At 49.7% G+C, this 21,598-nt stretch carries 22 protein-coding genes; all 22 read left to right on the top strand.

Annotated elements, in window-relative coordinates; genetic code table 11:
• Position 1 precedes the first annotated feature (1 nt).
• The 22 genes from spoIIIAD to HMPREF0980_RS05715 all read left to right on the top strand — a co-directional run bounded on the left by spoIIIAD (position 2) and on the right by HMPREF0980_RS05715 (position 21,570).
• Positions 2–388, top strand: a complete 387-nt coding sequence (gene spoIIIAD, locus HMPREF0980_RS05820) for a stage III sporulation protein AD (protein WP_049728144.1) — start codon at positions 2–4, stop codon at positions 386–388.
• A complete protein-coding gene (locus HMPREF0980_RS05815; protein ID WP_049728143.1) occupies positions 385–1,611 on the top strand; it encodes a stage III sporulation protein AE in 1,227 nt (408 codons plus the stop codon). Before spoIIIAD ends, HMPREF0980_RS05815 begins: the two co-directional genes overlap by 4 nt.
• A 9-nt stretch (positions 1,612–1,620) precedes the next feature.
• Positions 1,621–1,980 carry a stage III sporulation protein AF gene (locus HMPREF0980_RS05810; protein ID WP_049728142.1) on the top strand — a complete coding sequence of 120 codons (360 nt, stop codon included), beginning with the start codon at positions 1,621–1,623 and terminating at the stop codon, positions 1,978–1,980.
• Complete coding sequence (locus tag HMPREF0980_RS05805) at positions 1,967–2,572, top strand: stage III sporulation protein AG (RefSeq protein ID WP_049728141.1); 606 nt, start codon at positions 1,967–1,969, stop codon at positions 2,570–2,572. The genes HMPREF0980_RS05810 and HMPREF0980_RS05805 overlap by 14 nt, the downstream gene beginning before the upstream one ends.
• A 28-nt stretch (positions 2,573–2,600) precedes the next feature.
• Positions 2,601–3,239, top strand: coding sequence for a SpoIIIAH-like family protein (locus tag HMPREF0980_RS05800; protein ID WP_049728140.1), 639 nt, complete (start codon positions 2,601–2,603; stop codon positions 3,237–3,239).
• A gap of 205 nt (positions 3,240–3,444) precedes the next feature.
• Positions 3,445–5,046 (top strand): peptide chain release factor 3, encoded by a 1,602-nt coding sequence (locus HMPREF0980_RS05795; RefSeq protein WP_049728139.1) that lies wholly within the window; start codon positions 3,445–3,447, stop codon positions 5,044–5,046.
• A 100-nt stretch (positions 5,047–5,146) separates the two neighbouring features.
• Entirely contained in the window at positions 5,147–5,530 is a 384-nt protein-coding gene (locus HMPREF0980_RS05790) for an Asp23/Gls24 family envelope stress response protein (protein WP_049728138.1), read from the top strand.
• Positions 5,531–5,929, top strand: a complete 399-nt coding sequence (gene nusB, locus HMPREF0980_RS05785; protein WP_049728137.1) for a transcription antitermination factor NusB — start codon at positions 5,531–5,533, stop codon at positions 5,927–5,929. It begins immediately after the preceding gene.
• Positions 5,930–5,946: 17 nt separating this feature from the next.
• Positions 5,947–7,155 (top strand): exodeoxyribonuclease VII large subunit, encoded by a 1,209-nt coding sequence (gene xseA, locus HMPREF0980_RS05780; protein WP_049728136.1) that lies wholly within the window; start codon positions 5,947–5,949, stop codon positions 7,153–7,155.
• Positions 7,148–7,372: an exodeoxyribonuclease VII small subunit gene (gene xseB, locus HMPREF0980_RS05775; protein ID WP_049728135.1), complete on the top strand. Its 225-nt coding sequence runs from the start codon at positions 7,148–7,150 to the stop codon at positions 7,370–7,372. The genes xseA and xseB overlap by 8 nt, the downstream gene beginning before the upstream one ends.
• Positions 7,362–8,264, top strand: a complete 903-nt coding sequence (locus tag HMPREF0980_RS05770) for a polyprenyl synthetase family protein (protein WP_049728134.1) — start codon at positions 7,362–7,364, stop codon at positions 8,262–8,264. Before xseB ends, HMPREF0980_RS05770 begins: the two co-directional genes overlap by 11 nt.
• 15 nt (positions 8,265–8,279) lie before the next feature.
• Positions 8,280–10,154 carry a 1-deoxy-D-xylulose-5-phosphate synthase gene (gene dxs, locus HMPREF0980_RS05765; RefSeq protein ID WP_049728133.1) on the top strand — a complete coding sequence of 625 codons (1,875 nt, stop codon included), beginning with the start codon at positions 8,280–8,282 and terminating at the stop codon, positions 10,152–10,154.
• Positions 10,151–10,960, top strand: coding sequence for a TlyA family RNA methyltransferase (locus HMPREF0980_RS05760; RefSeq protein ID WP_049728132.1), 810 nt, complete (start codon positions 10,151–10,153; stop codon positions 10,958–10,960). The genes dxs and HMPREF0980_RS05760 overlap by 4 nt, the downstream gene beginning before the upstream one ends.
• Positions 10,961–10,983: 23 nt before the next feature.
• Positions 10,984–11,817: an NAD(+)/NADH kinase gene (locus HMPREF0980_RS05755; RefSeq protein WP_049728131.1), complete on the top strand. Its 834-nt coding sequence runs from the start codon at positions 10,984–10,986 to the stop codon at positions 11,815–11,817.
• A gap of 4 nt (positions 11,818–11,821) precedes the next feature.
• Positions 11,822–12,271: an arginine repressor gene (argR, locus tag HMPREF0980_RS05750; RefSeq protein WP_049728130.1), complete on the top strand. Its 450-nt coding sequence runs from the start codon at positions 11,822–11,824 to the stop codon at positions 12,269–12,271.
• 8 nt (positions 12,272–12,279) lie between these two features.
• The gene (gene recN / locus HMPREF0980_RS05745) at positions 12,280–13,971 is read left to right on the top strand and encodes a DNA repair protein RecN (RefSeq protein ID WP_049728129.1); all 1,692 of its coding nucleotides are present in this window, start codon (positions 12,280–12,282) and stop codon (positions 13,969–13,971) included.
• Positions 13,972–14,099: 128 nt separating this feature from the next.
• Entirely contained in the window at positions 14,100–15,164 is a 1,065-nt protein-coding gene (gene spoIVB / locus HMPREF0980_RS05740; RefSeq protein ID WP_049728128.1) for a SpoIVB peptidase, read from the top strand.
• 118 nt (positions 15,165–15,282) lie between these two features.
• Entirely contained in the window at positions 15,283–16,074 is a 792-nt protein-coding gene (gene spo0A / locus HMPREF0980_RS05735; RefSeq protein ID WP_049728127.1) for a sporulation transcription factor Spo0A, read from the top strand.
• 64 nt (positions 16,075–16,138) lie between these two features.
• The gene (gene glgA / locus HMPREF0980_RS05730; protein WP_049728126.1) at positions 16,139–17,581 is read left to right on the top strand and encodes a glycogen synthase GlgA; all 1,443 of its coding nucleotides are present in this window, start codon (positions 16,139–16,141) and stop codon (positions 17,579–17,581) included.
• Positions 17,582–17,616: 35 nt separating this feature from the next.
• A complete protein-coding gene (gene metF, locus HMPREF0980_RS05725) occupies positions 17,617–18,486 on the top strand; it encodes a methylenetetrahydrofolate reductase [NAD(P)H] (RefSeq protein ID WP_049728125.1) in 870 nt (289 codons plus the stop codon).
• 20 nt (positions 18,487–18,506) lie between these two features.
• Positions 18,507–19,148, top strand: coding sequence for a vitamin B12 dependent-methionine synthase activation domain-containing protein (locus HMPREF0980_RS05720; protein WP_049728124.1), 642 nt, complete (start codon positions 18,507–18,509; stop codon positions 19,146–19,148).
• A gap of 28 nt (positions 19,149–19,176) precedes the next feature.
• On the top strand, positions 19,177–21,570 hold the full coding sequence (locus HMPREF0980_RS05715; protein WP_049728123.1) for a homocysteine S-methyltransferase family protein: 2,394 nt from the start codon (positions 19,177–19,179) through the stop codon (positions 21,568–21,570).
• Positions 21,571–21,598 lie beyond the last annotated feature (28 nt).

The following is a 21,598-nucleotide window of genomic DNA, read 5'->3' as shown; positions in this document are numbered from 1 at the left end:
TATGAATATGGTTCAGATAGGAGTCATAGGTGTGGTAGGGACGCTGCTTGCCATACAGTTCAAAAGCGGCAAATCAGAATATGGTATCTATATCAGCGTGGTACTGAGCCTGTTCATCTTTTTCTGCATCATCAGCAGGCTGAACATCATCGTAGATATGATGCGGACGATCGGCAGCTATATCAATATGGACACTGCCTACATCGGGACGCTGATCAAGATGCTCGGCATCACATATGTAGCAGAGTTTTCCTCCGGCATATGCAAGGATGCAGGTTACCAGACGATTGCAGTGCAGATAGAGATATTCGGGAAGCTGGCGGTGCTCGTGCTGAGTATGCCGGTTCTGATGGCTCTGCTCGAGACGATAAAGGAATTTCTGTCATGAAAAAATGCATATATATAGTTATCGCTGTGCTGCTGCTGTCAGCCTCCGGCCTGGCCGGTACCGGCAGCATAAAAGAAGTACAGGCCCAGGACAGCCAGGACGGGCAGGAAGGTACGGTTAAGAAGGAAGAGGGAGAGGCCGGCAGTGAGGAGCAGGAAGATCCGGGAGTGGTCGAGAAGCAGATTATCAGCCAGTTTGATTTTGATGAAATCGATGACTCTCTGAACGAACTGTTTCCGGAAGAGCGGCTCGATTTTAAAGAGACGCTTATGGCTGTCATATCCGGGGACATGTCCCTGTCGGCGGACCTGCTGAACAGGCTCGTGTCAGATCAGCTTACCTATGTAGTGCGCAGCAATAAATCCAATCTCATACATATCCTGCTTATTGCCATTATCGCGGCCGTGTTTACGAACTTTTCCAACGTATTCCAGAACAGGCAGATATCAGAGGTGAGCTTTTATATGCTGTACCTGCTTTTGATCGCGCTCTGCCTGAATTCGTTTGAAATCGTCATAGACTGGGTGGAGGGCGGAATCGAAAATCTGACCTCGTTTATGGGCGTATTCTGTCCGCTTTACTTTCTGGCTGTTGCAATTGCCAAAGGGAGCGTGACGTCCATCGCATTTTTCAACCTTGTGCTGTTTCTCATATATCTCGTTGAAATGGTGATTGTGAATTTTCTGCTTCCGGCTGTCCACATATATATCATGGTCAAGGTGATCAATTATCTGTCGTCAGAAGATTATCTGAGCAAGCTGGCGGAGCTGCTGCAGGTTGTCATCGTATGGACGCTCAAGACGCTGCTCGCGTGCATCATAGGTCTGAATGTGATACAGGGACTCATAAGTCCTGCCATCGACACGGTAAAACGGAGCGTCGTCACGCGGGGAGCCGAGGCGATTCCCGGGATAGGGGATGCCATAGGAGGCGTGACCGAAGTCGTGCTCGGGACGGCAGTCCTCGTAAAGAACGGCATCGGGATGACAGGGGCAGTCATCTGCATCGCGCTCTGCGTCGCTCCTCTGATTCAAACCGGCATCGTCGTCATCATGTATAAGCTTGTGGCGGCTCTGATCCAGCCGGTGTCAGACAAACGGATCGTGGGATGTGTAGAGAGCGTCGGGGACGGATGCCAGATACTGATGCGGGTCGTATTTACGGTCGGGCTTTTGTTCCTCCTGACGATAGCCATCGTGTCGGCAGTGACGAGCGGAGTGTAAGGAGGCATTATGTTTCAGTATTTATATGAATGGATCCAGAATATCGCATTTTATATGGTGCTAGTCATGGCGGCCGTACAGGTGCTTCCCAATACGGGCTACAAGAAGTACATACGGTTCTTTACAGGGCTCGTGCTCATACTGATGCTTGCGACACCGATATTCAAAATTTTTGGAATGGATGAGAGGCTGGCAGACGTATATAACAACGAAGCCTATAAAGAAGAGATAGAACGGATAGAAGATTCCACAAGATATCTGGAGGATGTAGATGCATCCGATTATCTTGGCACGAGAGAGGAAGAGGAAGAAGATGAGGACGCCGGAAAGGGAACGGTAGAAGTGGAGGAGATTCATGTTGGAAGATAAAAAGAAATGGATGGTGAAGCTCAAGGAGCTGATTCCTGGAGGAAAGCTTAAGAAAGACCAGATTCTCATCATACTACTGGCCGGCATACTGCTGCTCGTGATTGCCATCCCGTCCGGCTCCGGAAGCAGGGAGAAGGGCAGCAGCCGGTCGGGAAGCGCAGATACGGCCTCGTCCGGCTCGGATGCCGCGAGAGATTCCTACGCGCGGGATATGGAGGCACATCTGGAGGAAGTGCTGTCGCAGATGGCGGGGGTAGGTGACGTGAAGGTGATGATTACGCTCAAAACTTCTTCTGAGAAGGTGGTGGAGAAGGATGTAGAGGGAGAGTCGGAGTCGGTGACGGAGTCGGACAGCCAGGGCGGCAGCAGGACGACACAGAATTCGACCCGCGGTGAGACGACCGTATACGACGGCGGCAGCTCTCAGGACGGGTCTCCTTATATAAGCAAAGAGATAAGCCCGCAGGTGGAGGGGGTGGTAGTGCTGGCATCGGGCGGGAACAATGCGGTCGTCGTTCAGAATATAACTGAGGCGGTTCAAGCATTATTTGGCATAGACACGCATAAAATTAAGATAATGAAGAAGAATTAAAAGAAGTGGTGAATTAGGAGGGTGAACAGTGAAACGAATATTTAGGAAAAACCAGGTGATTATTGCTGCTCTTGCTGTTATGATTGCCGCTGCAGGATATCTGAACTATTCCGGCAGACTATTCAATGACAAGGATAAGACCACAGAGACGAGTGGAGAGCTGGCTAATAAAGAGCTTCTGGACATCTCAGATGAGGACCTGGCAAGCGCGTCGGGAGACATCCAGAGCCAGGACAGTGACAGCGAAGGGAAAGACGGCAGCGTAGACGGCACTCCCGGAGAGGCTGTTCTCACAAACGGTGACGCCAGTGCGGTAGTAGCCGAGGCAAAAGTGACAAGAGAACAGGTGCGTGCCAAAAACAAGGAATCTCTCATGGAGATTATCGACAATGACAAGCTGAGCGACGAGCAGAAAAAAGATGCTGTGAACCAGATGGTTCAGATGACGGATCTGGCAGAAAAAGAAGCGGCAGCTGAGACCCTTCTGGCATCCAAGGGATTTAACGAGGCGGTTGTAAGCCTTACGGCAGAAAGTGCTGACGTCGTCGTCAACGCGGAAGAATTGAGCGATGCGAACAGGGCACAGATTGAAGACATAGTATCCCGCAAGACGGGAATAGACGCCCAGAACATAGTCATAACACCGGTACGCTCTGACGGCAAATAGCCGGTGGCATGGTAATAACACATATTGCCGCAGCATGAGGCATAGCCGGTCATGGCTATGCCATTTTGCTGTCCGTATCTTAGGAAAGAAGCGGAAAATTTCAATTGTAGATCAAAAGCGGGTATGTTATACTGACTAATGGTGTTTGAATGGGATATACTTACGATATATCTATATGGAACGGATTAAAATTAGGAGTGTTTATATGCCACAGATTAGCAATGAAATTAAAAATGAGATAAAAAAGAGACGGACGTTTGCAATCATCTCACATCCGGACGCGGGCAAGACTACGCTTACGGAAAAGTTTCTCTTGTATGGCGGAGCAATCAACACAGCCGGAAGCGTGAAAGGGAAAGCGACCTCGAAACATGCGGTTTCTGACTGGATGGAAATCGAGAAGGAGAGGGGAATCTCGGTCACCTCGTCTGTACTCCAGTTCAATTACGACGGATACTGCATCAACATACTGGATACGCCGGGACATCAGGATTTCTCGGAGGACACTTACCGGACGCTTATGGCTGCTGATTCAGCCGTTATGGTCATAGACGCGTCAAAGGGCGTGGAGGCACAGACGAGAAAGCTGTTTAAAGTCTGTACGATGCGTCATATCCCGATATTTACATTTATCAATAAGATGGACCGGGAAGCCATGGATACGTTTGAGCTTCTGGATGATATCGAACAAGAGCTTGGAATCGCCACCTGCCCGGTCAACTGGCCGATAGGCTCCGGGAAGAACTTCAAAGGAGTGTACGACCGTGCGGAAAAGGAAGTGGAGCTGTTTTCTGACACGAAGAAGGGGACGACACATGGTGAAGTGCGGAAAGTAAAGTTCAATGACCCGGAGATCGCATGGCTCATAGAGGATTCCCAGAGAGTGCAGCTGGAAGAGGAGATTGAGCTGCAGGACGGTGCCGGTGCGGAATTTGATCAGGAGCTTGTGAGCCGGGGAGAGCTCTCGCCTGTGTTTTTCGGTTCCGCTCTTACGAACTTCGGTGTCGAGACATTTCTTCGGCATTTTCTTAAGATGACATCCCCACCGCTTCCGAGGAATGCGGACAAAGGGGGGATAGACCCGATGGAGGAGCCAGATTTCTCGGCGTTTGTCTTTAAGATTCAGGCGAATATGAATAAAGCGCACCGTGACAGGATTGCGTTTATGCGTATCTGCTCCGGGGAGTTCGAGGCAGGCATGGAAGTATACCATATGCAGGGAGGCCGGAAGGTCCGTCTTTCTCAGCCGCAGCAGATGATGGCAAGCGAACGCAAGATAATCGATAAAGCCTACGGCGGAGATATCATTGGTGTGTTCGACCCGGGTATCTTCTCTATCGGAGATACGCTGACCGCATCCGCGGAACGTTTTGCATATGAAGGCATACCGACGTTCGCGCCAGAACATTTTGCACGGGTGCGTCAGGTGGATACGATGAAGCGTAAGCAGTTTATCAAAGGAATCAGCCAGATTGCCCAGGAAGGCGCTATCCAGATATTCCAGGAATATAATACGGGTATGGAAGAGATTATCGTAGGGGTCGTCGGAGTGCTGCAGTTTGATGTGCTCAAGTACAGGCTTGAGAACGAATACAATGTAGAAATCCGCATGGACAGCCTTCCATACGAATATATCCGCTGGATTGAAAATGAGGATGTAGATATGGCGAAGCTGACGGGGACATCAGACATGAAGAAGGTCAAGGACTTAAGAGACCGGCCGCTGCTTTTGTTCGTCAACGAATGGAGCATACGCATGACGCAGGAGCGCAACGAAGGGCTGATTCTGTCCGAATTTGGCCGCTAAGCATGCTTGTTCAGCTGTAAATGATCAATATAGTTTGCAAATAAGTGCAAATTTGTTATAATAAAAAGAAGCGGAAAACCAGACAGGAGGTTTATGGATTATGGGAAAAGAAGAGAGAGATGCATATACGATAAGAGCAGATGAGAATCTGGGCGAAGTGAAGATTGCCGATGAAGTAGTGGCAATCATCGCAGGCCTCGCTGCCATGGAGGTGGAAGGCGTGGCGTCCATGGCGGGCAATGCCACGAGAGAGCTGATAGGGAAGCTTGGCATGAAGTCTCTTTCCAAAGGCGTGAAGGTGGATGTGCTGGAGGGAATCGTGACGGTAAGCCTCGCTCTGAACCTGAAGTACGGATACAGCATCAAAGACGTTACAGGCAAGGTACAGGACAAGGTAAAGACTGCAATCGAAAACATGACAGGGCTTGACGTGGCCGATGTCAATATCCGCGTGGCCGGAGTGCAGATGCCGGAGGAAGCATAAGTGAAAAGAACACAGTTGAGAGAACATATCTTCAAGATAGTGTTCTGCATGGATTTCTGCAAAGAAGAGGAGATGCCGGAACAGCTTGCACTCTATACAAGACAGCTTGAGAGTGCCGGAGAAGAAGACTTAGAATACATCAGTGGCAAATCCCGAAAAATTGCGGCAAGGACAGAAGAGATCGACAGCCTTATCAATGCGCATGCCACGGGCTGGAAGACAGGCAGGATGAACAAGGTTGACCTCACCATCCTGCGGCTCGCCGTATATGAGATGAAATGGGATGAGGATGTACCGACCGGAGTCGCCATCGATGAGGCGGTAGAGCTTGCGAAGAAATACAGCGGCGAAGAGGGGCCCGCGTTTGTCAATGGCGTGCTTGCCAAGCTGGCTGATTAACCGGGAGTAAGTGGACGATGCAGAATGTATATACAGTAAAGCAAGTGAACGCATACATTAAAAATATGTTTACCCAGGACTACATGCTCGGCCGCATTTATGTGAAGGGTGAAGTCTCTAATTGTAAATATCACACTTCGGGACATATATATTTTTCGTTAAAGGATGAGTCTGGAACGATTGCCTGTGTCATGTTTGCAGGGCAGCGAGGCGGACTCTCTTTTCGTATGAGCGAAGGTCAGCAGGTGATTGTTATGGGGGCAGTGAACGTGTACGAGAGAAGCGGTTCCTATCAGCTCTATGCAAAAGAGATTCGTCTCGACGGAGAGGGTGTCCTGTATGAGAAGTTCCAGATGCTGAAGCATGAGCTGGAAGAGATGGGTATGTTTGCTTCGGAATATAAGAAGCCGATTCCGGACTATGCACAGAGAATCGGGGTTGTCACCGCACCGACCGGTGCCGCGGTGAGGGATATCATGAACATCGCCAGGCGGCGCAATCCATATGTACAGCTTATCCTGTACCCTGCACAGGTACAGGGAGAGGGTGCGAAAGAGAGCATCGTACGCGGCATCCGGATGCTCCAGCAGGCCGGAGTGGATGTGATGATTGTCGGCCGGGGCGGCGGCTCGATTGAAGACTTATGGGCATTCAACGAAGAAGAAGTGGCGCGGGCGATCTTCGACTGTCCTGTACCGGTCATATCTGCGGTAGGGCATGAGACGGATACGACGATAGCCGATTATGTGGCGGACCTTAGAGCGCCTACTCCGTCGGCCGCGGCGGAGCTGGCGGTATATGATTACAGGAAGCTGAGCGGTGAACTTGCAGAAGCCAAGGTGCGGCTGTCCCGGCTTATGAGGCAGAAAATCCAGATGGAAAGGCTGCGGACGAGGGAATACCAGACGAAGCTCAAGTATCTGCACCCGGAGCATAAGCTCAGAGAGCAGCAGCAGTGGCTGTCCGATATGGAGGACAGGCTTCGCGCCTTCATGCAGAGTAAGCTTATGGAAGCCAGACACCGGCTTGCCGTAAATGTGGAGACGATGAAAGGGCTGTCGCCGGTCGGCAAGCTGAACCAGGGCTATTCTTATGTGCAGAGTACGGCCGGCAGAGCGGTTAAGACTATCCGGGACGTGAAAAAGGACGACAGGCTGTCCATCTATGTGACAGACGGTATCATACGAGCGGTCGTGGACGAGGTGAAGGAGGAGGAACATGGCTAAAGCAGAGAAGGAGAGGAAGGACCAGACGTTGAATGAAATCTTCGGGGAGCTGGAGGAAGTGATAAAAGGGCTGGAAGCAGAAGACGTATCGCTTGAGGATTCCTTCCGACTGTATCACAGCGGCATGGACATGCTGAAAAGATGCAGCGATAAAGTGGATAAGATTGAGAAACAGATGCTCGTCCTGGACGAAGAGGGAGAGACGCATGACTTCTAAAAATGATTTTACTAGGAAGAGTGCACGCAAGGTGCAGGAGATAGAGACGATGCTTCAGAACTTCCTTCCGAAGCAGAAAGGGTACCAGAGCATTATCATGGAGGCGATGTCTTACAGCCTGCTTGCGGGCGGGAAACGGCTTCGTCCTATGCTCATGAAAGAGACGTATGACCTGTTTGACGGCAAGTCGAAGGCGCTGGAGCCGTTCATGGCATCGATTGAGATGATTCACACGTATTCTCTCGTACATGACGATCTGCCGGCCATGGACAATGACGAGTATCGGAGAGGACGCAGGACGACCCATATAGTCTACGGGGAAGATATGGGCATCCTGGCAGGGGATGCTCTGCTGAATTATGCATTTGAGACAGCGTTCAAGGCTTTCGTCACGGAGCCGGAGGACAGCCTGCTCATAGGAAGAGCGCTTGGCGTGCTCGGGGAGAAGGCCGGCATCTACGGAATGATAGGCGGCCAGGTAATCGATGTCAAAGAGACGGGGCACAAGATAGCTAAAGAAGTGCTTGATACGATTTATGAGCTTAAGACTGCTGCTCTTATCGAAAGTGCCATGATGATCGGTGCTATATTGGGAGGAGCATCAGAGGAGGAAGTAAAGGCGGTAGAACAGATAGCAAGAAATGTCGGAATCGCGTTTCAGATACAGGATGATATCCTGGATGTGGTGAGCTCGTCCGAGGTGCTCGGCAAACCGGTGCACAGTGATGAAAAGAATGAAAAGACGACGTATGTCACGCTGCTTGGAATAGAGGAGGCGGCTAAGATCGTGGAAGAGCTGTCACAGAAGGCGGTAGGGCTGCTGCACCAGCTTCCGGGTGAGAATGCCTATCTGGAGCAGCTGCTCATGCAGCTGATCCACAGGGACAAATAGAGAGGGTGCCTGATTATGTTAGAACGCATACAGAAGGAAAACGATATCAAAGAGCTTGATATAGAGGAACTATATGAGCTGTCCGGCGAGATCCGCCGGTTTCTCATAGAGAAGATCAGCAAAACGGGAGGACATCTTGCGTCCAACCTTGGGGTGGTGGAGCTGACGATGGCCATGCACCTGATGTTCGATCTTCCGAAAGATAAGATTATCTGGGACGTGGGACATCAGTCCTATACGCATAAGCTGCTCACCGGGCGGAAGGCCGGTTTTGATGAGCTGCGCAAATATGGGGGGATGAGCGGCTTTCCGAAGCGGAAGGAAAGTGAATGTGACGCCTTTGACACCGGCCACAGCTCCACATCCATCTCAGCCGGCCTCGGCTATGTAGAGGCGAGGGACATCAGGGGAGAGGACTATAGTGTCATCTCCGTCATCGGCGACGGTTCGCTGACTGGAGGCATGGCCTATGAGGCGCTGAACAATGCTTCACATCTGAAGACGAACTTTATCATCGTGCTCAATGATAACCACATGTCCATATCCGAAAATGTCGGTGGCATGTCGAAGTATCTGGCGAAGCTGCGTACGGCAGATTTCTATACCGGTCTGAAGAGAGGGGTTACGAACACGCTTCACAAAGTGCCCGTCGTGGGGGACTCTGTGATTGAAAAGATCCGCAGGACGAAGAGCAGCATCAAACAGCTCGTTGTTCCGGGAATGTTTTTTGAAGATATGGGAATCACATATCTGGGGCCGGTGCCGGGACATAATCTGCCTCTTTTGTGCAAGGCGCTTAAAGAGGCAGGTAAGATTAACGGTCCTGTACTTCTTCATGTCCTGACGGAAAAAGGGAAGGGCTATGGCCCCGCAGAGGAATTCCCGGAGAAATTCCATGGAATAGGACCTTTTGATATCGAGACGGGAGACGTGCTGTCAGATAAGAAGAAGGATACTTACACGGACGTATTTGGAAAGGTAATCTGTGACATAGCGGCGCACAATCCGGATGTGGCTGCCATAACAGCAGCCATGGCGGACGGCACCGGGCTTGACAGGTTCCGAAGAATGTTCCGGAAGAGGTTCTTCGATGTTGGAATCGCGGAGGCCCACGGCGTGACATTTGCTGCGGGCCTGGCGGCGGGAGGGGTAAAGCCGGTATTTGCGGTTTATTCTTCTTTTCTCCAGAGAGCCTATGACCAGATCATCCATGATGTCGCGCTCCAGAATCTGCCGGTCGTATTTGCGGTTGACAGGGCAGGGCTCGTCGGAAATGACGGTGAGACGCATCAGGGAGTATTTGACCTTTCTTATCTGAGCAGCATACCGAATATGGTCGTCATGTCGCCGAAGCATAAGTGGGAGCTGGCTGATATGCTGCGTTTTGCGGTCTCGTATGACGGCCCTATAGCGGTACGTTACCCAAGAGGGACAGCCTATGACCGGTACGAAGAATTCCGTGAGCCCGTCGTATATGGCAGGAGCGAGATGATATATGAAGAAGAAGACATAGCAATCATGAGTGTGGGACATATGTTCGAGGAAGCCGTGGGCGTATGGAAGGCGCTGAAAGAGCAGGGGTACCGGTGCACGCTTGTCAATGCAAGGTTCGTGAAGCCTCTGGACGAAGAGATGGTGGAGAAGCTTGGCAGGAAGCACAGAATGCTCGTCACGATAGAAGAAAATGTTAAAAGCGGGGGCTTTGGCGAACGCGTCCTCGAGTCCGTATCCAGGAGGCAGATTCCTCTTCGCGTGCTGACGGCCGCTCTGCCGGACGATTATGTGGAACACGGCAATATCGACGTACTGCGCAAGGAGACGGGAATCGACGGGCAGTCGATAGCGGAGCGTATCATAGAAGCATACACGGGAGTTGCAGAAGGTATATGAAAGAACGGTTGGATGTATTACTTGTAAAGAGGAACCTGGCGGCGTCCAGGGAGAAGGCGAAGGCAATTATTATGTCGGGCAGCGTGTTTGTGGAGGGCCAGCGGGAAGACAAGGCCGGCACTACATTTCCGGAAGAGGTTCAGATAGAGGTGAGAGGCAGCACGCTTCCGTATGTGAGCAGGGGTGGGCTGAAGCTCGAGAAGGCACTTCAGCACTTTGATGTGAGCGTAAATGGCAGGGTCTGTACGGATGTCGGGTCTTCCACCGGCGGCTTCACGGACTGTATGCTTCAAAACGGCGCGGTGAAAGTATATGCCATCGATGTCGGAAGGGGGCAGCTCGACTGGAAGCTCAGACAAGACTCTAGGGTCGTCTGCATGGAGAAGACGAATATCCGGTATGTGACGCCGGAAGACATCGGTGATCCGATAGCGTTTTCATCCATCGATGTGTCCTTTATCTCTTTGACAAAGGTGCTGGAGCCTATCCGTAATTATCTTTTGGACGATGGACAGATTGTCGCCCTCATCAAGCCTCAGTTTGAGGCGGGAAGAGACAAAGTCGGAAAAAAAGGAGTTGTGAGAGATCCAGACACGCACATCGAGGTGATTGGCAAAGTAATCCGTTATGCGATGTCCATAGGATTTGCCGTGCTGAATCTGGATTTTTCTCCTATCAAAGGGCCGGAAGGTAATATTGAATATCTTGTCCATCTTGAAAAGTGTGGGAAAACAGACAGGATCTCTGATACGATAGATATTGAAAAGACGGTGGGACAGGCTTTTGGCCTGCTGGCCAAAGGCTAATAAAAGAATGCTTGAGGATGCGTATGGACAGATTTTATATTGTGACGAATGACGGAAAGGATCCGGACCGCCAGGTGACGGGAAAAGTAAAGCGGCTGCTGGAAGATGGCGGGAAGACTTGTATATTGTGTGAGAAAGATGAGCAGAAAGTTATTATTCCGGAGAGCGTGCCGGATGCGATTGACTGTGCGGTTGTCATAGGTGGGGACGGAAGCCTCATTGAGGTCGCAAGACTTTTCAGAGACCGGGATGTTCCGGTTCTCGGCATCAACATGGGGACGCTCGGCTATCTGACCGAAGTGGAGCTTTGCCATCTGGACGATGCGGTGCAGCAGATTCTGCGGGGCGACTACGCAAAGGAAGAACGAATGATGCTGGAGGGGATATTTGAAGACGGGAGCAGCGATGTCTCTCTCAATGATATCGTCGTATCCAGAAAAGGTGAGCTGAGGGTCATCCATTTCAGACTCTATGTGAACGGGGAGCTGCTCAATGCCTATGAGGCGGACGGGGTAATTATCTCCACGCCGACAGGATCCACTGCTTATAACCTGTCGGCCGGCGGGCCTATCGTCGAGCCGACGGCTTCTATGATCGTGATTACGCCGATATGCTCCCACGCGCTCAATACGAGGAGTATCGTGCTGTCTGCCGAGGATGAGATTGAGATTGAGATTGGCAGGGGCAGGCATGATACGACGGAGGAAGTGTTCGTAACGTTCGACGGGGCAGATACGGTGAATCTGGAGACAGGCAGCAGCGTGACGATCAGGAAGTCAGAAGCCGTCACGGAGATTGTGAAACTGAGCCAGATGAGTTTTTTAGAAACGCTGCGCAGAAAGATGAAAGGAAACTAACATCATGAAAGTAAACAGACATGCGAAGATTATTGAGCTTATCAACAAATACCATATTGAGACACAGGAAGAATTGGCGGACTATCTCACGAACGAAGGATTCAAGGTTACGCAGGCTACCGTTTCCAGAGACATACGTGACCTTAAGCTTACAAAGGTTCCCTTTGAAGACGGAAAACAGCGCTACGCGGTTCACCAGAGTGCCCAGAGCGGCATGAGCGAAAAGTATATGCGCGTGCTCAAAGACGGCTATGTATCTATGGACATGGCTCAGAACATACTTGTCATCAAGACGGTGGCGGGCATGGCTATGGCCGTGTGTGCTGCGATTGATGCTATGAAGTGGAATGAAGTGGTGGGAAGCATCGCGGGAGACGACACAATCATGTGCGCGATCCGCAGTGTGGATGATACGGTCCGTGTTATGGACAAAATAAGCAAAATTGTCTTGTAGGAGGCAGTATGTTACAAAATTTACATGTGAAAAATCTTGCCCTGATTGATGAAATTGAAGTAGACTTCAAAGAAGGGCTGAATATACTTACAGGAGAGACAGGGGCTGGAAAATCTATTATTCTCGGGTCAGTCAGCCTTGCGCTCGGCGGCCGTTACACGAAAGACATCATACGTGCAGGTGCCGATTATGGATTCGTGGAGCTTGCATTTGTTGTGGAGAATGAGCGGCAGACGGAAAAGCTCAAAGCGCTCGACGTATTTCCGGAGGATGGGATGGTTGTACTGAGCAGGCGTCTCATGGCAGGGAGAAGTGTGAGCAGAATCAACGGCGAGACGGTACAGATGGGACTTTTAAAAGAAGTGTCTTCTGTATTGATTGATATCCATGGGCAGCACGAGCATCAGTCGCTGCTCTACAAGAAGAATCATCTGGAAATTGTAGACGCATTTGCAAGAGATTATGTCGGCTCCGTGAAGGAAGAGACGGCCCAGGCGTATTATATTTACATGGCGCGCAGAAAAGAGCTGGAAGAGGCAGATATGGATGAGGCGCAGCGTGCCAAGGAGCTTGCGTTCCTTAAGTTCGAGGTGGAGGAGATAGAGAAGGCGGAGCTCAAGCCAGGAGAGGATGAGGAGCTGGAGTCTTTATACCGCCGCATGGCAAACGGCAGGAAGATTGCCGATGGTGTTGCGGAGGCATATACCTTGACGAGCGAAGGAGAATCCAGCGCGAGCGAAGCGCTCAGCAGGGCGATACGCGCGCTATCCGAGGCTTCAGAATATGACAGGCGTGCGGAGGAGCTATACGGGCAGCTGGTGGAAGTGGACAGTCTGCTGAATGATTTTAACAGAGAGTTGTCCGATTACAGCAAATCGTGCGAGTTTTCTGAAGCAGAATTTATCGAGACGGAGAACCGCTTGAATGAAATGAATCATTTAAAACAAAAATACGGGAATACTATAGATGAGATTCTGGCTTATTGTACGGAACAGCAGGATAAGATTCAGAAGCTTGAGGATTATGAACAGTATATAGACACGTTAAAAAAATCCTGTGACAGAGCTGAAAAAGAGCTGAAGAAGCAGGCGGGCAGGCTGAGCCGCCTGAGGAAAGAACAGTCGGCGATTCTGGAGAGAGCAATCAAAGAAGGTCTGCTGGAATTGAATTTTGAAGATGTCAGCTTTGTGATACAGTTTGAGGAGCTGGCTGACTATACGGTCCAGGGTACGGATGATGTGGAATTTATGATATCGCTCAATCCTGGACAGCCCGTTAAGCCGCTCATCAACGTGGCCTCAGGCGGCGAGCTGTCCAGAATCATGCTGGCAATCAAGACGGTCATGGCAGACCGGGACGACATAGAGACACTGATTTTTGACGAGATTGACGTCGGAATCAGCGGACGGACCGCACAGAAGGTGTCCGAGAAGATGGCGGTCATTGGAAGGAAGCATCAGGTAATCTGCATCACCCATCTTGCACAGATAGCCGCGATGGCGGACTGCCACTTCGTCATAGAAAAGACGGTGACCGAAGAGAGCACAAAGACAGGTATCCGGCCACTGACAGAGGAAGAGTCGACAGATGAGCTGGCAAGGATACTCGGCGGTGCCAAAATAACAGATACTGTAATGAAAAATGCAAAAGAAATGCGGGAACTTGCAAAACAGACAAAAAAATCCAGAGTGAAATCGTGAAAAAATCATATACTAAGACAGACATGAAAGTGTCTGTCTTTTTTCGATATTGTCATAGGGGTCAGACCCCTGTCGCGACAGGGGTCTGACCCCTATGACAATTCTATACAATTTCAGGAGGGTTTGGTATGCGGAGATACTGGTACAAGAAAATACTTATCATTATTGTTACTTTTACGATTGCGGTGGGGGGCAGCTATTATCTTATCGAGGACCAGCACAGCCAGCTGAGACAGGAGGTGAGCGCGAGCGCTGAGTCCAAGCGGATGGTGATTCCGGGAGGGATGCCCATCGGCATCTATCTGGAGACGGAGGGAGTGATGGTTCTCGGTACGGATGCGGTCACGTCCGTGGACGGGATGGATTATGAACCGGCGGCACACCTTGTGAAGTCGGGCGATTATATCGTGGGGCTGGACGACGAAGAGATAAACAGCAAATCTGAACTGATATCAGCGATGAAGAAGCTGGATGAGGACGAGGTTGTGCTGAAGGTACGCCGCACGGACAAGTACATCAATATCAAACTGAAGCCGGTACAGTGCGGCACGAGGGATTATAAGCTAGGCATATGGGTGCGCGACAATGCACAGGGTCTCGGCACGATTACCTTTCTGAATACGGACAGCCAATTTGGAGCCCTTGGGCACGGAATCCACGACGTGGATACGAACGAACTCCTGGAAATCAATGACGGCACACTTTACACGACGAGCATCAAAGACATACAGAAGGGTGAGAATGGCGTACCGGGCGGCATGGAGGGCATTATCATCTACAATAATTACAATGTGCTCGGCAGCATCGAGAAAAATACGGAATCTGGGATATTCGGCCGTATTGAGCGGATTGATGCGCTTTTTTCAGACCAGACGCCGATAGAAGTCGGCAGCAAAGATGATATCGAAGAGGGAGATGCTGTCATACGGTGTTCCGTTGACGGCAAAGTAAAAGATTATGATATTCGTATTACAAAAATCGACAAAAACGCCAAAGAAGTGAACAAGGGAATTGTCATTGAAGTGACGGATTCCGAGCTCCTTAAAATAACCGGCGGAATCGTACAAGGCATGAGCGGAAGCCCGATAATCCAGAATAACAAATTAATCGGGGCGGTTACCCATGTGTTCGTTCAGGATTCCACGAAAGGGTATGGCATTTTCATAGAGAATATGTTGGATTATGTAGAATAGTCTGTAAACTGTCGATTGGTGTCAAGTTTTTACGACAGTAATTTCTTGCTTTGCTATATGCCGAAATATATAATAAATTCTGACGGTTTTTATATGAGGAAGGGAGGCTTTACGCCAAATGGGAGAGATAAACGTAGCGATAGCCGACGACAATGAGAGAATCTTGGATTTGCTTGGCGATATCATAAGCAATGACAAGGAACTGACACTTGTCGGTAAGGCGAATAATGGGGAGGACATGTATGAGCTTATTAGGCAGAAACAGCCGGATGTTGTCCTGTTGGACCTGATAATGCCGAAAATGGACGGTCTGAGTGTAATGGATCTTGTCAACGAAGATAAGGAAATCAAGAAACACCCGGACTTTATTGTCGTAACAGCGGTAGGTCAGGAAAGAATTACAGAAGACGCTTTTAAAAAAGGCGCGAATTACTATATCATGAAGCCGTTTAACAACGATATGGTACTGAACAGGATAAAACATGCGAACCATGTGATAAGACATGAGATGAAACAGATGTCCCCGGGGGAAACAACTTTAAGCCGTCAGCCGGAAGTGAATCTGGAAACGAGAGTAACAGACATGATACATGAGATTGGTATACCGGCTCATATCAAAGGATACCATTATCTGAGGGATGCGATCATTATGGCAGTGGAAGATATGGATGTGTTGAATGCCATAACGAAGGTTCTGTATCCTACAGTAGCGAAAATGCACCAGACGACAGCAAGCAGGGTGGAAAGAGCAATACGACACGCAATCGAGGTTGCGTGGAGCAGAGGAAAACTGGATACGCTGGACGATTTGTTCGGTTACACGGTAAGCAACGGAAAGGGAAAACCAACGAATTCAGAGTTTATCGCATTGATAGCTGACACGATTCGCTTGGAATATAAAAACAGATAAGACTTTCCTTCTGAAAAAAAATACGGTATAATAATACATATCGTGAGGTTGGGAGGAAAATCTGATGGAAAAAATATTATTTGCGGCTTCTGAGGCAGTACCTTTTATAAAGACTGGGGGATTGGCCGATGTAGTCGGTTCTTTACCAAAGTACTTTGATAAAGAAACGTATGACGTACGAGTGATGTTACCGAAGTATATGTGCATGAAGGATGAATGGAAAGAGAAACTGACGTATTGTACCCACTTTTATATGGACTTGAACTGGAGGACACAATACGTTGGGATACTGGAATTAGAATACGATGGAATTACGTTCTATTTTATAGATAATGAATACTACTTTAATGGATTTACGCCATATGGGGATATGTATTCGGATATTGAAAAGTTTGCATTTTTTTCAAAAGCAGTTCTCAGCGCACTGCCGCTGATTGATTTCAGACCTGACATTTTGCACTGCCATGACTGGCAGAGCGGTCTCGTCCCGGTATATCTGGATAATTTCCGATATGGAAATGAATTCTACAGGGGCATAAAGACAATCATGACCATACATAACCTGAAGTTTCAGGGAACATGGGATACGAAGAGAGTAATGGATATAACCGGGCTGCCGAGATATTATTTTGCACCGGATAAGCTGGAAGCGTATAAAGATGCCAATTATCTCAAAGGTGGCATCGTATACGCTGACCGGATTACCACGGTGAGCAGCTCCTATGCAGAAGAGATTAAGACTCCGTTTTACGGAGAGAAGCTGGACGGGCTTATGAACGCGCGAGCCAACTGCCTGTCCGGCATCGTGAACGGTATTGACTATGAAGACTATAATCCGGCGGATGACCAGCACATTGAGAGGAATTATTCGGTAGACAATTTCCGCAAGGAAAAGGTAAAGAATAAGATTGCGCTTCAGAAAGAGCTGGGACTGGAAGCTGACCACCGCGTGATGATGATTGGAGTCGTGTCAAGGCTGACAGACCAGAAGGGGTTCGATCTCATATCTTATGTCATGGATGAACTGTGCCAGGACGCGGTACAGCTGGTGGTACTTGGGACAGGGGAAGAGAAATATGAAAACATGTTCCGGCACTACGCCTGGAAGTATGCGGATAAGGTATCTGCAAATATATTCTATTCAGAACCGATGTCCCATAAGATATACGCTTCCTGCGATGCATTCCTGATGCCGTCCCTGTTTGAACCGTGCGGACTGAGCCAGCTCATGAGCCTGCGCTACGGGACGGTTCCGGTTGTAAGAGAGACGGGCGGTCTGAAAGATACGGTCGAGGCGTATAATGAGTTTGAAAAGACCGGAACCGGCTTCAGCTTCATGAACTACAATGCCCATGAGATGCTCGGCACGATCCGCTATGCAGAACGTATCTATTACGATAAGAAGAGGGACTGGAACAAGATTGTGGAACGAGGCATGCAGAAGGATTTCTCGTGGAAGAATTCTGCAAAGCAATATGAAGATTTATACGAAAGCATACTCTGTTAACAGCAGTGGATAAGATTACATCAAGAGGAGAACAGATGAAGATAAAAGAGATACTGAAGGATGAGGAGCCGCACATTTCGTTTGAGGTGTTTCCTCCGAAAACGGATGCAGGATATGAAAGTGTGCTGTCTGCGACAGAAAAAATAGCAGCATTAAAACCGTCATTTATAAGTGTTACCTATGGTGCAGGCGGCGGCACGAGCAAGAATACAGTAAACATCGCATCCCACATACAGAATGATTTAGGAGTAGTAAGCCTGGCGCACCTGACATGCGCGTCGTCCACAAAGGATGAAGTACGGCAGGTGATTGGAAAGCTGAAAGACGAGGGAATTGAAAATGTACTGGGTCTTCGCGGAGACATACCCGAGGATGTGCAGTTTCCTGTATCAAACCAGTATAAATATGCATTTGAACTGATTCAGGATATAAAGTCTCAGGGCAGCTTCTGCGTAGGAGCGGCCTGCTATCCTGAGGGGCATGTGGAAACGGAACACAAGAAAGACGATATTGAGAATCTGAAGAACAAGGTGGAATGCGGGGTTGACTTTCTCACGACGCAGATGTTCTTTGACAACAATATCCTGTATAACTTTCTATACCGTATCCGCGAAAAAGGAATCACTGTACCAGTGCTTCCGGGCATCATGCCGGTAACGAATTCCAAGCAGATGAAGCGGATATGCTCTTTGTCAGGAACGGCGCTGCCGGAGAGGTTCCGTGCCATTGTTGACCGTTTTGGAGATAATCCGAAGGCTATGCAGCAGGCCGGAATCGCATATGCAACCGACCAGATAATCGATTTGATTGCAAATGGGATCAACAACATACATATCTATTCGATGAACAAGCCGGAAGTCGCAGAGGCAATCATGTATAATCTGTCGGAAATAGTAAAAGTATAAGCGAAGCATAAGGGGAAAACATGGATACAAGGACGAAAGAAGCAGTTCGTTACTTGGGTTATGGCAGACATGCGGTAGATGATCATACACTTGCGCTGATAGGGGAAGCATTTGAAGAGCTGGACCTGATGGCAGCCAAGAGAATCGTCTACCGCATTTTTGGCTTGACACTGAAAGAGCAGGACTGTGTAGTGATAGGAGATTTATGCATCAGGAGCAGAAGCCTTTCCAAAAATTTAAAAGGCTGCGACATGGCGGCCGTACTAGGGGCGACTCTCGGCATTGAGATAGATATGTATATGAAGAAGCTGAGCATCACAAACATGGCCAAGGCGGTTATCGTACAGTCGTGCGCCGCCGCTCTGCTGGAAGAATATGTGGACAGCTGCCAGCTTGAGATTGAGCAGGAGGCGAAGGAACGGGGCCTGTATCTCCGCCCGCGCTTCAGCCCGGGTTACGGAGATTTTCCGATAGAACATCAGGAACAAATCCTGAGGATGCTGGACACCGCCAAGAAGATTGGACTGACGATGACCGGAAGCAGCATGCTGACACCGACGAAGTCTGTCACAGCGGTCATAGGGATGAGCAGGATCAAGGAACCGTGCCACAGAAAGGGCTGTGAGATGTGCGGGATGACAGACTGTCCCTATAGAAGATGAAGGAAGACAATGGCAAAGGAGAAAGTGGATGTTATCACAGAGACTTGGAAAAGAATTATTATATTTTGACGGTGGTATGGGCACCCTGCTCCAATCAAAGGGGCTGAGGCCGGGGGAACTCCCGGAGACGTGGAATTTGTTGCACACGGAAGAAATCATAGACATCCATCGGCAGTATTTTGAAGCCGGCAGCGATATCGTGCTGACGAATACATTTGGTGCAAATGCACTGAAGTTCCACGATACAAAGTACGATTTAAAAGAAATCGTGTCGGCTGCCGTCAGTAACGTCAAGAAAGCTGCTGAGCTTGGCGTTGCTGACGGGCGGGAGATCTATACTGCACTTGACATAGGACCGACGGGCAGGCTGCTCAGGCCGATGGGGGATTTGGCATTTGAGGATGCTTATGAAGCCTTTAAAGAGGTCGTCTGTTATGGGGAGGAAGCCGGTGCCGATCTCGTCCACATAGAGACGATGAGCGACACATATGAAGTGAAAGCGGCCGTGCTGGCAGCGAAAGAAAACACGGAGCTTCCGGTATTCGCAACGATGATTTTTGACGAGAGAGGAAAGCTCCTGACAGGGGGCGATGTGTTGTCTGTCGTCGCCCTGCTGGAAGGGCTTAGGGTGGATGCCCTCGGTATCAACTGCGGGATGGGGCCGGAGCAGATGATGCCTGTATTGGATGAGATAATACGGTACACCTCCATTCCTGTTATCGTGAAGCCGAACGCGGGTCTCCCGAAACAGAAGGATGGGGAGGTATATTATGACGTGGACCCAATGCATTTTGCAGAGGCGATGCATCTGGTCGTGCAAAAGGGCGCCTGCATGATTGGAGGATGCTGTGGAACGACACCCGCACATATCAAAGCGATGGCCGGAAGATGTTCGGGAATGGCGCCGAAGGCACCGGTAAAAAAAGGAGATACGATTGTATCGTCTTATGGGCAGGGTGTTCTTCTCGGTGACCGGCCGGTCATCATAGGAGAGCGCATCAATCCGACAGGAAAGAGCAGATTCAGGCAGGCGCTGAAGGAACACAATCTGGATTATATCCTGAGGGAAGGCATCACGCAGCAGGATAAGGGGGCCCATATTCTGGATGTCAATGTGGGGCTTCCGGATATTGACGAAGTATCTATGATGAAAGAGGTGGTGTGTGAGCTGCAGAGCGTCACAAGCCTTCCGCTCCAGATTGATACGGTAGATATAACTGCCATGGAGGCAGCTATGCGCATATATAACGGCAAGCCGATGGTGAATTCGGTAAACGGGAAGCGGGAATCCATGGACGCTGTGTTCCCGCTCATCAAGAAGTACGGCGGCGTGGTAATCGGACTGACGATTGATGAGGGCGGCATTCCGGACACGGCGGATGGAAGGCTCAAGGTTGCCGGCAAGATAATAAAGGAAGCGGGAAAATACGGTATTGACCGTAAAGATATTGTAATAGATGTACTTGCCATGACCATCAGTTCAGAGCCGGAAGGTGCAAAGATTACGCTGGATGCGCTTCGGAAGGTGAGAGAGCACTACGGTGTCCGTACGGTGCTCGGTGTTTCGAACATATCGTTCGGCCTGCCTTACCGCCCTGCGGTCAATGCCAACTTCTATACGATGGCGATGCAGTGCGGACTCAGCGCAGGTATTATCAATCCGTCCTCTGAAGATATGATGAGGTCTTATTACTCTTTCTGCGCGCTCATGAATTATGACAAGAACTGCGAGCAGTTTATCGCCCAGTACGGCAATCAGAAAGCGGCGGTCTCATCCGTACAGCCTTCCGGAGAGATGCCGCTCAAAGCGGCTATAGAAAAGGGGCTGAAGGAAGAGGCGTACAAGGCGGCCGTCCGGCTTGTGAGAGAGAAGGCGCCGCTTGACATTATCAATGAACACCTCATACCGGCTCTTGACGTTGTGGGGAAAGGTTTTGAAAAAGGAATCATCTTCCTTCCACAGCTGCTTATGAGCGCAGATGCGGCCAAGCTGGCTTTTGGGGTGCTTAAAGATGAGCTGGCGAAAAGCGGAGAATCTGCGGGGAAGAAGGAGAAGGTCATTCTGGCTACCGTTAAGGGGGATATCCACGACATAGGCAAAAACATTGTAAAAGTGCTGCTTGAGAATTACAGCTTTGATGTGATTGATCTTGGTAAAGACGTGGCGCCGGAGGCGATAGTTGAACGGGCAGTCTCGGATGATGTGCATCTCGTGGGCTTAAGCGCACTTATGACGACGACGGTCGTAAGCATGGAGGAGACGATCCGGCAGCTCAGACAGAAAAAGCCGGACTGCAAGGTTATGGTTGGCGGGGCTGTATTGAATGAGGAATACGCGGACATGATAGGGGCGGATTTCTATGGCAGGGATGCAATGCAGTCTGTATATTACGCACAGGATGTCCTGAACAGCAAGGAATGACAGATGTTTTTGATTTAATACAAGCCTT

It is taken from the genome of Dorea sp. D27 (assembly GCF_001185345.1).
Taxonomy (GTDB): Bacteria; Bacillota; Clostridia; order Lachnospirales; family Lachnospiraceae; genus Extibacter.
The sequence above is the reverse complement of the archived record's forward strand: the minus strand, read 5'-3'. Positions and strand labels throughout refer to the sequence as shown.

Bases quoted from the DNA above. Each gene is read 5' to 3' on its own strand.
- recN (WP_049728129.1), top strand. From the start codon at position 12,280: ATGTTACAAAATTTACATGTGAAAAATCTTGCCCTGATTGATGAAATT.
- HMPREF0980_RS05790 (WP_049728138.1), top strand. From the start codon at position 5,147: ATGGGAAAAGAAGAGAGAGATGCATATACGATAAGAGCAGATGAGAAT.
- argR (WP_049728130.1), top strand. From the start codon at position 11,822: ATGAAAGTAAACAGACATGCGAAGATTATTGAGCTTATCAACAAATAC.
- spo0A (WP_049728127.1), top strand. From the start codon at position 15,283: ATGGGAGAGATAAACGTAGCGATAGCCGACGACAATGAGAGAATCTTG.
- HMPREF0980_RS05760 (WP_049728132.1), top strand. From the start codon at position 10,151: ATGAAAGAACGGTTGGATGTATTACTTGTAAAGAGGAACCTGGCGGCG.
- HMPREF0980_RS05770 (WP_049728134.1), top strand. From the start codon at position 7,362: ATGACTTCTAAAAATGATTTTACTAGGAAGAGTGCACGCAAGGTGCAG.
- HMPREF0980_RS05815 (WP_049728143.1), top strand. From the start codon at position 385: ATGAAAAAATGCATATATATAGTTATCGCTGTGCTGCTGCTGTCAGCC.
- HMPREF0980_RS05715 (WP_049728123.1), top strand. From the start codon at position 19,177: ATGTTATCACAGAGACTTGGAAAAGAATTATTATATTTTGACGGTGGT.
- spoIIIAD (WP_049728144.1), top strand. From the start codon at position 2: ATGAATATGGTTCAGATAGGAGTCATAGGTGTGGTAGGGACGCTGCTT.
- spoIVB (WP_049728128.1), top strand. From the start codon at position 14,100: ATGCGGAGATACTGGTACAAGAAAATACTTATCATTATTGTTACTTTT.
- metF (WP_049728125.1), top strand. From the start codon at position 17,617: ATGAAGATAAAAGAGATACTGAAGGATGAGGAGCCGCACATTTCGTTT.
- HMPREF0980_RS05805 (WP_049728141.1), top strand. From the start codon at position 1,967: ATGTTGGAAGATAAAAAGAAATGGATGGTGAAGCTCAAGGAGCTGATT.
- glgA (WP_049728126.1), top strand. From the start codon at position 16,139: ATGGAAAAAATATTATTTGCGGCTTCTGAGGCAGTACCTTTTATAAAG.
- HMPREF0980_RS05720 (WP_049728124.1), top strand. From the start codon at position 18,507: ATGGATACAAGGACGAAAGAAGCAGTTCGTTACTTGGGTTATGGCAGA.
- HMPREF0980_RS05755 (WP_049728131.1), top strand. From the start codon at position 10,984: ATGGACAGATTTTATATTGTGACGAATGACGGAAAGGATCCGGACCGC.
- dxs (WP_049728133.1), top strand. From the start codon at position 8,280: ATGTTAGAACGCATACAGAAGGAAAACGATATCAAAGAGCTTGATATA.
- xseA (WP_049728136.1), top strand. From the start codon at position 5,947: ATGCAGAATGTATATACAGTAAAGCAAGTGAACGCATACATTAAAAAT.
- xseB (WP_049728135.1), top strand. From the start codon at position 7,148: ATGGCTAAAGCAGAGAAGGAGAGGAAGGACCAGACGTTGAATGAAATC.
- HMPREF0980_RS05810 (WP_049728142.1), top strand. From the start codon at position 1,621: ATGTTTCAGTATTTATATGAATGGATCCAGAATATCGCATTTTATATG.
- HMPREF0980_RS05795 (WP_049728139.1), top strand. From the start codon at position 3,445: ATGCCACAGATTAGCAATGAAATTAAAAATGAGATAAAAAAGAGACGG.